The 14,625-nt window shown below is 62.4% G+C and carries 12 protein-coding genes and 1 pseudogene; 11 read left to right on the forward strand and 2 right to left on the reverse strand.

Annotation, left to right across the window (positions count from 1 at the left end):
• The 11 genes and pseudogenes from BLQ55_RS32310 to BLQ55_RS21855 all read left to right on the forward strand — a co-directional run.
• Nucleotides 1-265, forward strand: a pseudogene (locus BLQ55_RS32310) (IS481 family transposase); the annotation flags it as partial.
• 19 nt (nucleotides 266-284) lie between these two features.
• Nucleotides 285-623, forward strand: a complete 339-nt coding sequence (locus BLQ55_RS21805) for a DOPA 4,5-dioxygenase family protein (protein WP_092256933.1) — start codon at nucleotides 285-287, stop codon at nucleotides 621-623.
• Nucleotides 624-1,072: 449 nt separating this feature from the next.
• Nucleotides 1,073-2,380, forward strand: coding sequence for a CitMHS family transporter (locus BLQ55_RS21810; RefSeq protein WP_092200058.1), 1,308 nt, complete (start codon nucleotides 1,073-1,075; stop codon nucleotides 2,378-2,380).
• Between the two features lie 75 nt (nucleotides 2,381-2,455).
• Nucleotides 2,456-3,223: a TerC family protein gene (locus BLQ55_RS21815; RefSeq protein WP_092200061.1), complete on the forward strand. Its 768-nt coding sequence runs from the start codon at nucleotides 2,456-2,458 to the stop codon at nucleotides 3,221-3,223.
• 325 nt (nucleotides 3,224-3,548) lie between these two features.
• Nucleotides 3,549-5,207 (forward strand): Na/Pi cotransporter family protein, encoded by a 1,659-nt coding sequence (locus BLQ55_RS21825; protein WP_092256937.1) that lies wholly within the window; start codon nucleotides 3,549-3,551, stop codon nucleotides 5,205-5,207.
• 184 nt (nucleotides 5,208-5,391) lie between these two features.
• Complete coding sequence (locus tag BLQ55_RS21830) at nucleotides 5,392-6,774, forward strand: M16 family metallopeptidase (RefSeq protein ID WP_092256940.1); 1,383 nt, start codon at nucleotides 5,392-5,394, stop codon at nucleotides 6,772-6,774.
• Nucleotides 6,775-6,971: 197 nt separating this feature from the next.
• The gene (locus BLQ55_RS21835; protein WP_092256943.1) at nucleotides 6,972-7,997 is read left to right on the forward strand and encodes a DUF5924 family protein; all 1,026 of its coding nucleotides are present in this window, start codon (nucleotides 6,972-6,974) and stop codon (nucleotides 7,995-7,997) included.
• Nucleotides 7,998-8,049: 52 nt separating this feature from the next.
• Nucleotides 8,050-9,198 (forward strand): ABC transporter permease, encoded by a 1,149-nt coding sequence (locus BLQ55_RS21840; RefSeq protein ID WP_092256946.1) that lies wholly within the window; start codon nucleotides 8,050-8,052, stop codon nucleotides 9,196-9,198.
• The gene (locus tag BLQ55_RS21845) at nucleotides 9,192-9,998 is read left to right on the forward strand and encodes an ABC transporter ATP-binding protein (protein ID WP_092256950.1); all 807 of its coding nucleotides are present in this window, start codon (nucleotides 9,192-9,194) and stop codon (nucleotides 9,996-9,998) included. The genes BLQ55_RS21840 and BLQ55_RS21845 overlap by 7 nt, the downstream gene beginning before the upstream one ends.
• Nucleotide 9,999: 1 nt before the next feature.
• Nucleotides 10,000-10,938, forward strand: a complete 939-nt coding sequence (locus BLQ55_RS21850; RefSeq protein ID WP_092256953.1) for an MlaD family protein — start codon at nucleotides 10,000-10,002, stop codon at nucleotides 10,936-10,938.
• Nucleotides 10,935-11,567 carry an ABC-type transport auxiliary lipoprotein family protein gene (locus BLQ55_RS21855; RefSeq protein ID WP_092256956.1) on the forward strand — a complete coding sequence of 211 codons (633 nt, stop codon included), beginning with the start codon at nucleotides 10,935-10,937 and terminating at the stop codon, nucleotides 11,565-11,567. The genes BLQ55_RS21850 and BLQ55_RS21855 overlap by 4 nt, the downstream gene beginning before the upstream one ends.
• 5 nt (nucleotides 11,568-11,572) lie before the next feature.
• On the opposite strand, the gene BLQ55_RS21860 is transcribed toward BLQ55_RS21855, so the two are convergent.
• Nucleotides 11,573-12,802: a nucleoside recognition domain-containing protein gene (locus BLQ55_RS21860; protein WP_092167832.1), complete on the reverse strand. Its 1,230-nt coding sequence runs from the start codon at nucleotides 12,800-12,802 to the stop codon at nucleotides 11,573-11,575.
• Nucleotides 12,803-13,119: 317 nt separating this feature from the next.
• Entirely contained in the window at nucleotides 13,120-14,451 is a 1,332-nt protein-coding gene (gene gltP, locus BLQ55_RS21865; protein WP_060739872.1) for a glutamate/aspartate:proton symporter GltP, read from the reverse strand.
• Between the last annotated feature and the right edge of the window lie 174 nt (nucleotides 14,452-14,625).

A 14,625-nucleotide genomic window follows, 5' to 3' on the forward strand; every position in this document is an offset into this window, starting at 1 on the left:
ACCCTCCACTCGAGCTTATCCGGAGAAGCTACCGGAAATGGGGTATGCGAGCCACATTGAGTGTTACCTGGCAGATGGTAGCGGAATTATTAATCGAGCCGGTCTGCGGATATACGTGGGGAATCTGCTCAGGCATCAGAACATTGGAATGGAGATGATCAAGGACGGGGTATGGAATGTGATCTTCGGTCCGGTGATCCTAGGTCACGTCAATGCCAGGGACGCAAAGAACGGCTATGTTTCAATAAAAGTGTCACCTATGTGAATGCACTTTTTTGTAACCCATGTGGTTGTCCCGTACATACCACGCCCACGTGTATTTCGACGCCAGCACACTCGACCAGGCGCGGGCCCTGTGCGAAGAAGCGGCGCGGCTGTTCCCGCTGAAAATGGGCCGTGTCCATCAACGCCCGGTCGGCCCGCACCCGGACTGGAGCTGTCAGTTGGCGTTCGATCCGCAGTACATCGGCGTGGTCCTGCCGTGGCTGGCGCTGAATCGCAAGGGTCTGGTGATTTTCCTGCACCCGGAGACCGGCGATGACCTGACGGACCACACCGAGCATGCGATCTGGATGGGCGCGGTACGGCCGTTGAATCTTTCAGCGTTCAAGGCAAGCACCTGATTGCTTTGCATGGACCAGAGACATGGTTCTGTGACGAGGGGATTTATCCCCGCTGGACTGCGCAGCAGGCCCAAAGGAACAGAATGCACTCTCCAGATAGTGCAGGATGACGGGTTTCGGGGCCGCTTCGCGCCCCAGCGGGGATAAATCTCCTCGCCACAGGAGTGCTGCTCGACAGGTCATCATCTACGGCTCGTCGCCCATTTACCCTGCGAAAGCTTGCTGAAAGCTAGCGCGATTAGGATCACCTCACTTCCGGCAAAAGACCGGTCGGCCAAAAGCGAGTTTTCAAGGCTCGTTCGGCCCTTTTAACAACAACAATGGTGATTCTGATGTCCGCTGCTACCCGTCCCGCCGCACCCACTCCATCCGTCCCCCTCGTGCTTTGCATTTCGCGCTGACCTGTCCGGTTCGTCTTTCATAGCCGCGCTACGCCTGGAGTATTCCCCATGCTGACTTTCCTTGGCTTCGCCATGGTCATCACGTTCATGTTCCTGATCATGACCAAGCGCCTGTCCGCGCTGATCGCCCTGATCATCATCCCGATCCTGTTCGCCCTGTTCGGTGGCTTCGCGCCGAAGATCGGCCCGATGATGCTCGAAGGCATCACCAAGCTCGCCCCGACCGGGGTGATGCTGATGTTCGCGATTCTGTATTTTGCCCTGATGATCGACTCCGGCCTGTTCGACCCGGCCGTGCGCAAGATCCTCAAGCTGGTCAAGGGCGACCCGTTGAAAGTTTCGGTCGGTACCGCCGTTCTGGCGCTCGTCGTTTCCCTCGATGGTGACGGCGCGACCACTTACATGATCTGCGTGGCCGCGATGCTGCCGCTCTACAGCCGCATCGGCATGAGCCCGCGCATCATGGCCGGCCTGATCATCCTCGCCGGTGGCGTGATGAACATGACCCCGTGGGGCGGCCCGACGGCCCGGGCGGCCAGTGCGCTGCATGTGGACCCGTCCGACATCTTCGTGCCGATGATTCCGGCGATGCTGGCCGGTGTCGTGGCGATCCTGGCGATCGCCTACATGTACGGCAAACGCGAACGCGCACGCCTGGGTGAACTGCACCTGGCCGGCGACGAGATCGACCACAGCGAAATCAGCGTGTCCCAGTTCCCGGATGCCCGTCGTCCGAAGCTGATCTGGTTCAACGGCGCGCTGACCCTGGCCCTGATGTGCACCCTGATCGCCGGCCTGTTGCCGCTGCCGGTGCTGTTCATGGTGGCCTTCAGTATCGCGATGATCGTCAACTACCCGTGCCTGCAACAGCAGAAAGACCGCGTCGCGGCGCACGCCGGCAGTGTGTTGGCGGTGGTCGGGCTGATTTTCGCCGCGGGGATCTTCACCGGCATCCTGTCCGGTACCGGCATGGTCGACGCCATGTCCAAGAGCCTGCTGGCGGTGATCCCGGATTTCCTCGGCCCTTACCTGGCGGTCATCACTGCGCTGGTGAGCATGCCCTTCACTTTCTTCATGTCTAACGACGCATTTTATTACGGGGTGTTACCGGTTCTCGCCGAGGCCGCCAGCCATTACGGCATCACCGCCGTCGAAATGGCCCGTGCCTCCATCGTCGGCCAGCCCGTCCACCTGTTGAGCCCGCTGGTTCCGTCGACCTACCTGCTGGTAGCCTTGGCCGGGATCGAGTTCGGCGATCACCAGCGCTTTACCTTGAAGTGGGCAGTACTGGTTTGCCTATGCATAATGTTTGCCGCCTTGCTGATGGGGATTTTTCCGCTGTTCAGCACTCTATAAAAGCAACGCTCGCTGTGCCGTGCCTGTCTGACAAGAAGGCGCGGCTCGGCCTAACACTCGCTCAAAGGAACTCACATGGAATGGCTGACCAACCCGGAAATCTGGGTTGCCTTCTTTACCTTGACCGCCCTGGAAATCGTCCTGGGCATCGACAACATCATCATGATCTCGATCCTGGTCAGCCGCATGCCCAAGCACATGCAGGCGCGCACCCGGATCTTCGGCCTGGCGCTGGCCATGGTCACGCGGATCCTGTTGCTGCTGTCCATCACCTGGGTCATGCGCCTGACGGCGGATTTGTTCGAAGTGTTCGGCCAGGGCATCTCAGGTCGCGACCTGATCCTGTTCTTCGGTGGCCTGTTCCTGCTGTGGAAAAGCTCCCAGGAGATGTACCACGCGCTGGAAGGCGAAGATGAAAGCAACGACGAACCTTCGGGCAAGGGCGGCAACTTCATCTACACCATCATCCAGATCGCGATCATCGACATCGTGTTCTCCCTGGACTCGGTCATTACCGCGGTTGGCATGGTCTCCCATGTACCGGTGATGGTTGCCGCCATCGTCGTTGCCGTACTGGTGATGATGCTGGCTTCGGGCACCATCAGCTCGTTCATCGACAAGCACCCGTCGCTGAAGATGCTGGCGCTGTCGTTCCTGCTGGTGGTCGGTACCGTGCTGATCGCCGAGTCGTTCGACGTGCACGTGCCAAAAGGCTACGTCTACTTCGCCATGGCGTTCTCCCTGGCGGTGGAAGCGGTCAACATCAAGATGCGCACCGCGATCGCACGCAAGCGCAAGCAGCAGGATCCGGTGAAACTGCGCAAGGACGTACCGGGTCAGTAACGGCACAGGGGCAATGAATGAAGGGGCTCTTTGGAGCCCCTTTTTCATGCCCCAAGAAAGGCCGGTGCGCACAACCCTGTGGGAGCGAGCTTGCTCGCGATAGCGGTCTGTCAGCCAAAGAAGATGTTGAATGTCAGGGCCCCATCGCGAGCAAGCTCCCTCCCACAGGGGCTGCGGGGTGTTTTTTATGACAGTTTTGTTTCAAACGATTCTTTAGCTGTGCAATGCTGGCGCCCGAACCATTCGCCAACTACAGCTTAAGTACAAGAAAGAAGCATGTGGCATCGTCAATTTGTTCCTTTGGAACGCTAACAGGGGGCCTCTCATGCTGACCCTGCTGAATTTGCTCTCCGCCGTGGCCCTGCTGATCTGGGGCACGCATATCGTGCGTACCGGCATCTTGCGGGTCTACGGCTCGAACCTGCGCCATGTCATTGGCCAGAACATGTCCCGGCGCTGGCTGGCGTTTATCGCAGGGATCATGGTCACGGCCATGGTCCAGAGCAGCAACGCCACGGCCATGCTCGTCACCTCGTTCGTTGGCCAGGGCCTGATGGCGCTGACGCCGGCCCTGGCGACCATGCTGGGCGCCGATGTCGGCACCGCACTGATGGCACGGGTGCTGACCCTCGACCTGTCGTGGCTGTCGCCGCTGCTGATTTTCCTCGGGGTGATTTTTTTCCTCTCGCGCAAACAGACCCGCGTCGGGCAAATGGGCCGGGTCAGTATCGGCCTGGGCCTGATCATCCTGGCCCTGCAATTGATCGTCGAAGCCGCCGCGCCCATCACCCATGCCCAAGGCGTGAAAGTGATCTTCGCCTCGCTGACCGGCGACATCCTGCTCGATGCGCTGGTCGGCGCGCTGTTCGCGATGATTTCCTATTCCAGCCTGGCCGCCGTGCTGCTGACCGCGACGCTGGCCGGTGCCGCGGTGATCAGTCTGCCGGTGGCCATCGGCCTGGTGATCGGCGCCAACATCGGCAGCGGCGTATTGGCGTTCCTCAGCACCAGCATGCAGAACACCGCCGGACGCCAGGTGGCGCTGGGCAGCCTGATGTACAAGCTGATCGGGCTGTTGTTGATCATTCCGGTGCTCGATCCGCTGGTGGGCTGGCTCGACAGCCTGGATTTCAGCCCCCAGGAAACGGTGATCGGTTTTCATCTGCTCTACAACACCGTGCGATGCCTGGTGCTGCTGCCCAGCGTCGACCCGATGGCCAGGCTCTGTAGCTGGCTGCTGCCGGAACGGCCCGAGACCAACGGCACGGCCAAGCCCCGCCACCTGGACCCCACGGCCCTCGCCACCCCGAGCCTGGCGCTAGCCAACGCGGCCCGTGAAACCCTGCGCATTGGCGACCTGATCGAAAACATGCTCGAAGCCATGCTGGACGTGCTGCGCGGCCAGCAGACCGCGGTGACCCAGGACGTGCGACGCATGAGCGATGACGTCGAGGCGCTGTGCAGTGCAATCAAGTTGTACATGGCGCAAATGCCCCGTGAAGACCTCAGCGAACAGGACAGCCGCCGCTGGGCCGAGATCATCGAACTGGCGATCAACCTCAAGCTGGCCAGCGACCTGATCGAGCGCATGTTGCGCAAGGTCCAGCAGCAGAAGACCTCGCAGCGCCGTTCCTTTTCCGATGTGGGCCTGGAAGAGTTGGCGGGGCTGCACAGCCACCTGATCGCCAACCTGCGGCTGGGGTTGTCGGTATTCCTCAGCGCCGACCGGGAAAGCGCCCGCCAGTTGCTGCGTGAGAAACGTCGTTTTCGGGCGCAGGAACGGCGCATGGCCCATGCCCATGTCAGCCGCCTGCAACGCAAAGTCGTCCAAAGCCTGGAGACCAGTTCCCTGCACCTGGAGCTGATTGCCGACATGAGGCGCCTCAATTCGCTGTTTTGCGGCAGCGCCTATGTGGTGCTGGAGACGGCCGAGATCGGTGCGCTGGCGGCGGATGAAATTTCCGACATTACCCATTCGCCTTGAACAACTGGCGCATTGGTCAGTCAGTAACAATGGCTCGGGCCTGAAACCGTTCAGCGGCCCGCCTGCTCCCGTTGTCATGAATACTGCGTAGATTCGATAGGGGGAGCGAGCCAACTCCGGGCGCGATCCGCCGATGACGCCTGCCCGGCACCATGGACCTTCACCCAGCCGCCAGGAAGCCCCTATGCGTTGTCTGTTGCTCGCCTTTCTTTTGCTCGGCTCGCTGCCCGTGGTTGCCCTGGACCGGTTCCAGGTCGAAGGCTATACGCTGCCCAACGGCATGCAGCTGATGCTCAAGCCCGGCACCGAACGCGGGCATGTGGCGATCCGGCTGGTGGTCGGCGTGGGCCTGGACGACTTCAGTTGCGCCGACAAGGAACTGCCGCACCTGCTCGAACACCTGCTGTTCAGCGGCGTCGACGACAGTGGCGAAGGCGGTCTGGAAGAGCGCATGCAGGCCTTGGGTGGCGAATGGAATGCCTTCACCAGCAACGCCGACACCACGTTCGTCATCGAGGCGCCGGCGCGCAATCAACGCAAGGTGCTGGACCTGCTGCTGACGCTGTTGACCCGCACCCGTATCGACGAAAAAGCCCTGGAGGCGGCCAAGCGGGTGGTGGAGCGCGAGGACGGTGGTCACTACACCCACCTGCAACGCTGGCTCGATCACCAGGACCTGGGCCACAAGGCCAGCAACCAACTGGCGGTCGAGTTGGGCCTGCGCTGCGCGGAACGGGCCGAGGTCCAGCGCCATACCCTCGCCCGCCTCGAACAAGTGCGCAAGGCCTGGTATGCGCCGAACAACATGACGCTGATCGTGGTCGGGGATCTCGACCGACTGCTGCCCGCCTACCTGGAACGCGCCTTTGGCGAACTCGAGCCGGTGGAGCCCAGTGCCCACGAGGCGCTGCCGCAGATCCGCTACAAGGCGGTCACCAAGCGCAACCTGATCCGTGGCCTGGCCGGCGACAGTGCCAAGCTCCACTGGCTGTTCCCGGAACCGGTGCTGGACGAGCAGCATGACGAAACCTTCGACCTGCTCAAGGACTACCTGGATTGGGCACTTTATCGCCAACTGCGCCTGGCCCGCGGCCTGTCCTACGGGCCGTGGACCGAGCGCGAAGTGTTCGGCGGCGTCGGCTTCTTCAGCCTGAATGCCGACCTGTCCCGCGAAGACCTGCCCGAAGCCGAACAGGCGCTGGAAGAACTGCGCCAGACCTTGCTCAAGGATGGCCTCGACCCCGCCAGTTTCGTGCGCATCAAACGCGCGGCCATCGCCCATCAGTCCTGGGCGGTTCAAGGTAACAGCGCGCTGGCCGACTACTACTGGGGCGCCTTGGGCGACTACGAAGACGGTCGCTTCGCCAACCCGGCCGTGCGCCTGCAGGAGGTGAGCCTGGAACAGGCCAACGTGGCCCTGCGCGAACTGCTCAAGGATCCGGGTTACCTGCGCATCGAGAAGCCGTTGCTCAGTGACGATGAGCTCGTCTGGGGGCTGGGCGGCTTGCTGGGGTTGTTGCTGCTCGGATTGGTGGTGTGGCAGGTACGCCGACAACGTAAGAGCTGACGAGTGCAACGAGGCTGCGATCTTTCCGCTGGCATTTGAGGTGCAAGCGAAAGATCAGAAGATCGCAGCCTTCGGCAGCTCCTACAGGGTAGTGCGGCGTTTCGCTAAATTCCCTCACCACAAGAGTGCTCGTCACATCGATGTCCTGGCGATACTCTGTCAGGGATATTTCCCACGACTTACTGTGAAACTACCGAATGCAAAACCTGACGGTGTATATCCAGCGCATCCTTGAATTGATGAAGCGCTATCCAGGGGTCATTGCGCTCGGTGGTTTCATCTCCGGGGTCGGCAGTTTCATGCTGGTGGACCGCCAGCAGGGCCTGGCGACCTGGATCGCCATCATGATGCTGGTGAGCTGGCTCTGGCTGATGGTCGAGAACAGCATGACCCGGCTGTTCACGCGGATTTTCAAACGGGAGATCCCCCAGCCGCTGTTGCGCTACGCCACGCAGATGATCCACCAGGAAAGCCTGTTTTTCGTCCTGCCGTTTTTCTTCATCACCACCACCTGGAACAGCAGCCAACTGATTTTCACCGGCCTGCTGAGCATCGCGGCGCTGATTTCGATCACCGATCCGCTGTACTACAAATGGCTTGCACCGCGGCGCTGGGCGTTCCTGGCGTTGCACACGCTGACGCTGTTCGCCGCCCTGCTCACCGCGTTGCCGGTCATCCTGCACCTGACCACCGACCAGAGCTTCAAGCTGGCCCTGGGCATTGCCATGCTGCTGTCGTTTCCCAGCCTGGCCTCGATCTTCCCGATCCGCACCGTACGCAACGCCCTGGCCATCCTGTGTATCACCGTCGGGATTGGCGCCGCCGGCTGGGTGCTGCGCTCCTGGGTGCCGCCAGCGACATTGTGGATGACCGAGGTGGCGATCAGCACCCAACTGGAAGACCGCACCCCCGGTGCCAGCCTCAAGGAAGTCAGCGCCGCCCAGATCCGCGGCAACGGCCTGTACGCCTACACCGCGATCAATGCGCCACGTGGGCTCGACGAGCGGATCTATCACGTCTGGCAGTTCAACGGTAAGGAAGTGGATCGCATCGCCCTGGACATCCATGGCGGGCGCAAGGAAGGCTATCGCGCCTGGACACACAAACAGAATTTCCCGGACGACCCGACCGGCAAATGGCAGGTGCGGGTGCTGACGGAAAATGGCCAGATGATCGGTGTGCTGCGTTTCAACGTGAGCGCCGCTGCACCCGAAGCAAAATGATGACGATTGTGCTATCAGGTAGCGCTGTTCAAGCCGAACGAGCATGGAGCTTATGACCCCCAGCCCCCACATGGGCAGTGCCCGACTCGACACGTCCGGCTCGCCGGCGCAGCTGTGGATCAGCGGCGACTGGACGCTGGCCCATTACCCCCAGCTCAAGCGCCTGGGTGAATCGCTGCGCGGCCAGTACGACGAAAACACCCGGATCGACCTCAACGGCCTCGGTGCCCTCGACACCGCCGGGGCCTCGTTACTGGTGGAACTGCTGGGCTCCGAACGGCTGGGCAAGACCACCGAACACCCGGACTGCAGTTTGCCGGCAGCCGAGCGCGCGTTGTTGCAGACGGTGTACTGCTCGCTGACGGATTTCTGCGTACCGGACAAAGAACCGAAAGTCAGCGTCGTGACCCAGTTGCTGACGCGCATCGGTCGCGCCGTGGAGAAGGTCTGGCAGGACACCCTGCAATTGCTCGGTTTTGTCGGCCTGATCCTGGAAACCCTGGCCCGCGGGCTGTTTCACCCGCGGCGCTGGCGCATTACGCCAATGGTCGTGCACATCGAGCAGACCGGCCTGGACGCGGCACCCATCGTGGCCTTGCTGACGTTCCTGGTGGGCGCAGTGGTGGCCTTTCTCGGGGCGACGGTGCTGGCGGATTTCGGCGCCAGTATCTTTACCGTGGACCTGGTGGCGTTCTCGTTCCTGCGGGAATTCGGCGTGTTGCTGACGGCGATTCTCATGGCGGGCCGCACCGCCAGCGCGTTCACCGCGCAGATCGGCTCGATGAAGGCCAACGAAGAAATCGACGCGATCCGCACCCTTGGCCTCGACCCCGTCGAGCTGCTGGTGTTGCCGCGGGTGCTGGCCCTGCTGGTGGCGCTGCCCATACTGACGTTCGTGGCCATGCTCTCGGGCATCATTGGCGGCGGTGTCGTGTGTGCGCTGTCGCTGGGCATCTCCCCGGCCATGTTCCTGTCACTGCTGCAATCGGACATCGGTGTGCAGCACTTCGTGGTGGGGATGGTCAAGGCGCCGATCTTCGCCTTCCTGATCGCTGCCGTGGGCTGCCTGGAAGGCTTCAAGGTCAGCGGCAGCGCCGAATCGGTCGGGGCCCACACCACCTCCAGCGTGGTGCAGTCGATTTTCGTGGTGATTGTGCTGGATGCCGTGGCCGCGCTGTTTTTCATGGAGATGCAATGGTGAGTCCGGCTTCCCGACCGCCCGCCGAGGCAGTGATCCAGGTGCGTGGCCTGTGCAATCGCTTTGGCCGCCAGAGCGTGCATGAAAACCTCGACCTGGACGTCTACAAGGGCGAGATCCTCGCCGTGGTGGGTGGCTCCGGCAGTGGCAAGTCGGTGCTGCTGCGCAGCATCGTCGGCTTGAACCAGCCCAGCGAGGGTTCGGTGCGGGTGTTCGGCCAGGACTTGCCGAGCCTGTCCCAGGAGCAGCGTTCGCGGGTGGAACGGCGCTTTGGCGTGCTGTTCCAGAAAGGCGCGCTGTTTTCGTCCCTGACCGTGACAGAAAACGTCGCCCTGCCCCTGATCGAGCACGCCGGCCTCAGTCGGGCCGATGCCGAACACCTGGCGGCGGTGAAACTCGCCCTGGCCGGGCTGCCGCTCTCGGCCGCGGACAAGTACCCCGCCTCGCTGTCCGGCGGCATGATCAAGCGCGCCGCCCTCGCCCGTGCGCTGGCCCTGGACCCGGACATCCTGTTTCTCGACGAACCCACCGCCGGCCTCGATCCCATTGGCGCGGCGGCGTTCGACCAGTTGATCCTGACGCTGCGCGACGCCCTGGGCCTGAGCGTATTCCTGGTCACCCATGACCTGGACACCCTCTACACCATCACCGACCGGGTGGCGGTGCTGGCGCAGAAAAAAGTGCTGGTGGCCGATGTCATCGACAAGGTGTCGGAAACCGACGACGCCTGGATTCATGAATACTTTCATGGCCCTCGCGGCCGCGCGGCTTTATCCGCCGCTACACAGTCCAACGAGGTTTGACATGGAAACCCGAGCCCATCATGTGCTGATCGGCCTGTTCACCGTCATTGTGGTGGTCAGCGCCCTGCTGTTCGGCCTCTGGCTGGCCAAGTCCAGCGTGGACAGCGAGTTCAAGGATTACGAAGTGGTGTTCAACGAGGCCGTCAGCGGCTTGTCCAGGGGCAGCTCGGTGGAGTACAGCGGCATCAAGGTCGGCGACGTGGTGAACCTGCGCCTGGACCCGAACGACCCGCGCCGGGTGCTGGCGCGGGTGCGCTTGAGCGGTGAGACCCCGATCAAGCAAGACACCCAGGCCAAGCTGGCGCTGACCGGCATCACCGGCACCTCAATCATCCAGCTCAGCGGCGGCACGCCCCAGAGCCCGCCATTGACCGGGCACGACGGCGAACCGCCGGTGATCATCGCCGCGCCCTCGCCGATCGCCCGCCTGTTGAACAACAGCGATGACTTGATGACCAGCATCAACCTGCTGCTGCACAACGCCAATGAGGTGTTTTCCTCGGACAACGTCCAGCGCCTGAGCAATACCCTCGATCATCTGGAGCAAACCACCGGGGTCATCGCCGATCAGCGTGGCGATATTCGCCAGGCCATGCAGCAATTGGCCTCCGTCGGCAAACAGGCCAGCGCCACACTGGAGCAGACCACGGCGTTGATGCGCAATGCCAATGGGCTGCTCAACGACCAGGGCAAACAGGCCTTCGGCAGTGCCGGCCAGGCCATGGATTCTCTGGCCCGCAGCACGGCGACCCTCGACAAACTGCTGAACGACAACCGCGATTCGCTGAACAACGGCATGCAGGGCCTCAATGCCCTGGCACCAGCCGTGCGCGAGCTGCGGGAAACCCTGAGTGCCCTGCGCGGTATATCCCGACGCCTGGATGCCAACCCCAGCGGCTATTTGCTGGGTAATGACAAGGACAAGGAATTCACGCCATGAAACCGTTCCATCGATTCGTCTGTCCGGGCCTGGTGCTGGCGGGGTTTATCCTGTTGGCCGGTTGTTCGATCCTGCCCAAGGCCGAGCCTTCGGACATCTATCGCTTGCCCGCCGCCCAGGCAGCGGCCTCCGCCGGCACGCCGGTGAGCTGGTCGTTGCGCCTGGCCAGCCCGCAGGCCAGCGAAGTGCTCAACAGCCCGAAAATCGCGGTCATTCCCCAAGGCAACCTGTTCAGCAGCTACGCCGCCTCGCGCTGGAGCGACCCCGCCCCGGTATTGGTGCGCAACCGCCTGCTCGACGGCTTTGCCCAGGACGGGCGGGTCCGGCTGTTGAGTGTCGCTGACAGCAACCTGCAAGCCGACCTGGAGCTGGGCGGGCAATTGCAGGCGTTCCAGACCGAGTACCAGGGCAGCGCCGCCAGCGTGGTGGTTCGCCTGGACGCGTTGCTGGTGCGAGGGTTCGACCAGCGCATCCTGGCCAGCCGCCGTTTCGAAGTGCGCCAGCCATTGAACGACGTGAAGGTGCCAGCGGTGGTGGACGGGTTTGGCCGGGCCAGCGACCGGCTGACCGTAGAGGTGGTGAACTGGACGTTGGAGCAGGGCCAGCGTTTCGCAACGCCGGCCCCCTGAAGGCCTCAGCCAAAGAACCAGTAGCAGACCCCGATCGCCGACAGGACGCCCGCCAGTTCGGCCAACAGCGCGCAACCCACGGCGTGGCGCGCCCGCTGGATGCCCACGGCGCCGAAGTACACCGCCAGCACGTAGAACGTGGTCTCGGTGCTGCCCTGGATAGTCGCCGCCACCAGGGCCGGGAAGCTGTCCACGCCGGAGGTCTTCATGGTCTCGATCAGCATTGCCCGGGCGGCGCTGCCGGAGAACGGCTTGACCATGGCGGTCGGCAAGGCATCGACGAACCGCGTATCCCAGCCGGCCCATTGCACCAGGTGCCGGATGCCGTCCAGGCCGAAATCCAGCGCCCCCGACGCCCGCAGCACGCCGACGGCGCAGAGCATCGCCACCAGATACGGCAGCAGGTTCTTGGCAACGTCGAACCCTTCTTTCGCGCCCTCGACGAAGGCCTCGTACACCTTGACCTTGCGCAGCGCGCCCACCACCAGGAACAGGATGATCAGGCCAAACAGGGTCAGGTTGCCGAGGATCGATGACAACCCCGCCAGGGCCGTGGCCGAGAGCGTCGCCAGCAGCGCCATGAAGCCGCCCAGCGCCAGCGCCCCCGGGATCAGGTAGGCCAGCACCACCGGGTCCCAGAGGCGCAGGCGCTGCATGAATGCCACGGACAACAACCCCATCAGGGTCGAGCCGCTGGTGGCGATCAGGATTGGCAGGAACACCAGGGTCGGGTCCGGCGCGCCTTGCTGGGCGCGGTACATGAAGATGGTCACCGGCAGCAGCGTCAGCGACGAGGCGTTGAGCACCAGGAACAGAATCTGCGCATTGCTGGCGATGGTCGGGCTGGGGTTGAGGTCTTGCAGGGCACGCATGGCCTTGAGGCCGATGGGGGTGGCCGCGTTGTCCAGCCCCAGGCCGTTGGCGGCGAAGTTGAGGGTGATCAGGCCGATGGCCGGATGGCCGGCCGGCACTTCCGGCATCAAGCGCAAAAACAGTGGGCCGAGGGCCTTGGCCAGCCAGTCGACGATGCCGGCCTTTTCGGCGATGCGCAGGAAGCCCAGCCAGAGGGTCAGGGTGCCGAACAGCAGGACCATGACCTCCACCGACAGCTTGGCCATGGCGAAAATGCTTTCCACCATGGCCGCGAAGATCCCGGCGTTGCCACCGATCAGCCACTGCGCCAGCGCCGACACGGCTGCCACGATAAAGAAGCCAAGCCACAGGCCATTGAGCATCGGTCAAATCCCCCGGAAGATGCGGCGAATGATAGCGGGGCTGGCAGAAACGACAAACCCCGGATTTCTCCGGGGTTCGCTTGGCGCTGCGCAGGGACTACCAAAAGTCCTATGGCAGAAAATCCTGTGGGAGCCAGGGTTGTTCAGAATCTCTGCGCCTGACAAAAATTCCTGTGGGAGCGAGCTTGCTCGCGATTGCGTCGGATCAGTCAGCATGGATGTTGGCTGACACTCCGCAATCGCGAGCAAGCTCGGCTCCCACAATGGCCGGGGTTGTTCAGGCACTTGGCTGCTGGCCCAAACTCCCACAATGGATCTCAATGGCTGGAAGGTTCTCCCGCCGGCAGCGGCTCCTTGCTGCGCCAGTGCGGCAAGGAGTTCCAGTAGCGCTGGCCCTTGGCATCGTCGTACATGCCTTCCCAACGGGCGATGACCAGCACGGCCAGGGCGTTGCCGATGACGTTCAGCGCGGTACGGGCCATGTCCATGATGCGGTCGACACCGGCGATGAAGGCCAGGCCTTCCAGGGGAATGCCCACGCTGCCCAGGGTGGCCAGCAACACCACGAACGACACGCCCGGTACGCCGGCGATGCCTTTGGAGGTGACCATCAGGGTCAGCACCAGCAGCAATTGTTGGCTGATGGACAGGTCGATACCGTACAACTGGGCGATGAAAATCGCCGCGATGCTCTGGTACAGGGTCGAGCCGTCGAGGTTGAACGAATAACCGGTGGGCACCACGAAGCTGCAGATGGCTTTCGGAGCGCCGTAGGCTTCCATCTTCTCGATCACCCGCGGCAGTACGGTTTCGGAGCTGGCGGTGGAGTAGGCCAGCACCAGCTCATCCTTGAAGATGCGCATCAGCTTGAGCACCGAGAAGCCGAACAGACGGGCGATCAGGCCCAGCACCACGAAGGCGAAGAAGGCGATGGCGACGTAAACCAGGATAACCAGTTTCGCCAGCGGCAGCAGGGATGCGAAGCCGAAGTTGGCGACTGTCACCGCGATCAGGGCGAACACACCGATTGGCGCATATTGCATGATCATGTGGGTGACCTTGAACATGCTTTCCGACACGCCCTGGAACATCTTCACCAGCGGTTCGCGCAGGTCCGATTGCAGGCTGGACAGGCCCAGGCCGAATAGTACGGAGAAGAAGATGATCGGCAGCATCTCGCCACGGGCGACCGCTGCGAAGATGTTCGACGGGATCAGGTTGAGAATGGTCTCGATGAACGCATGCTCATGCTGGACTTCAGCGGCGGTGGCCTGGTACTTGGAAATATCCACCGTGCCCAGGGTGCTCATGTCGATGCCGCTGCCCGGCTGGAAGAAATTGGCCAGCAGCAGGCCGACGACGATGGCGATGGTGGTGACGATTTCAAAATAGAGAATGGTCTTGAGGCCGATACGCCCGAGTTTCTTCGCGTCACCGACCCCGGCAATACCGACGATCAGCGAGGAAATCACGATCGGGATCACGATCATCTTGATCAGACGGATAAAGATGTCGCCCGCCGGTTGCAGCACATTGCTGATCCACCAGGCCTTTTCGGCACTGAAATGGTTGAGCAGCGCGCCCAATGCAATCCCGAGCACCAGACCGATGAGGATCTGCCAGGCGAGGCTTAGTCGTGCCTTCTTCATATCGTTACCCTTACTTCAGTTGGACTCGGGCAGTGGCGCGAACGGCTCGTCGCTGACGAAAAGACATTTGCGCCACCGCCCCCGTATAAGGTCACCCCGAGCGCATGAGCGGCTTACTGGCAGGCGAAAAAAGGCGCAACTATTGCGATGCCAGGGGGGCTCGTCTAATGCCGT

The organism is Pseudomonas sp. NFACC13-1 (genome assembly GCF_900104425.1).
GTDB lineage: Bacteria > Pseudomonadota > Gammaproteobacteria > Pseudomonadales > Pseudomonadaceae > Aquipseudomonas > Aquipseudomonas fluorescens_AA.

Coding starts and splice junctions, on each gene's coding strand:
- gltP (WP_060739872.1), bottom strand. CDS start 14,451: ATGAAGAAGGCACGACTAAGCCTCGCCTGGCAGATCCTCATCGGTCTG.
- BLQ55_RS21815 (WP_092200061.1), top strand. CDS start 2,456: ATGGAATGGCTGACCAACCCGGAAATCTGGGTTGCCTTCTTTACCTTG.
- BLQ55_RS21830 (WP_092256940.1), top strand. CDS start 5,392: ATGCGTTGTCTGTTGCTCGCCTTTCTTTTGCTCGGCTCGCTGCCCGTG.
- BLQ55_RS21845 (WP_092256950.1), top strand. CDS start 9,192: ATGGTGAGTCCGGCTTCCCGACCGCCCGCCGAGGCAGTGATCCAGGTG.
- BLQ55_RS21840 (WP_092256946.1), top strand. CDS start 8,050: ATGACCCCCAGCCCCCACATGGGCAGTGCCCGACTCGACACGTCCGGC.
- BLQ55_RS21825 (WP_092256937.1), top strand. CDS start 3,549: ATGCTGACCCTGCTGAATTTGCTCTCCGCCGTGGCCCTGCTGATCTGG.
- BLQ55_RS21855 (WP_092256956.1), top strand. CDS start 10,935: ATGAAACCGTTCCATCGATTCGTCTGTCCGGGCCTGGTGCTGGCGGGG.
- BLQ55_RS21850 (WP_092256953.1), top strand. CDS start 10,000: ATGGAAACCCGAGCCCATCATGTGCTGATCGGCCTGTTCACCGTCATT.
- BLQ55_RS21860 (WP_092167832.1), bottom strand. CDS start 12,802: ATGCTCAATGGCCTGTGGCTTGGCTTCTTTATCGTGGCAGCCGTGTCG.
- BLQ55_RS21810 (WP_092200058.1), top strand. CDS start 1,073: ATGCTGACTTTCCTTGGCTTCGCCATGGTCATCACGTTCATGTTCCTG.
- BLQ55_RS21835 (WP_092256943.1), top strand. CDS start 6,972: ATGCAAAACCTGACGGTGTATATCCAGCGCATCCTTGAATTGATGAAG.
- BLQ55_RS21805 (WP_092256933.1), top strand. CDS start 285: ATGTGGTTGTCCCGTACATACCACGCCCACGTGTATTTCGACGCCAGC.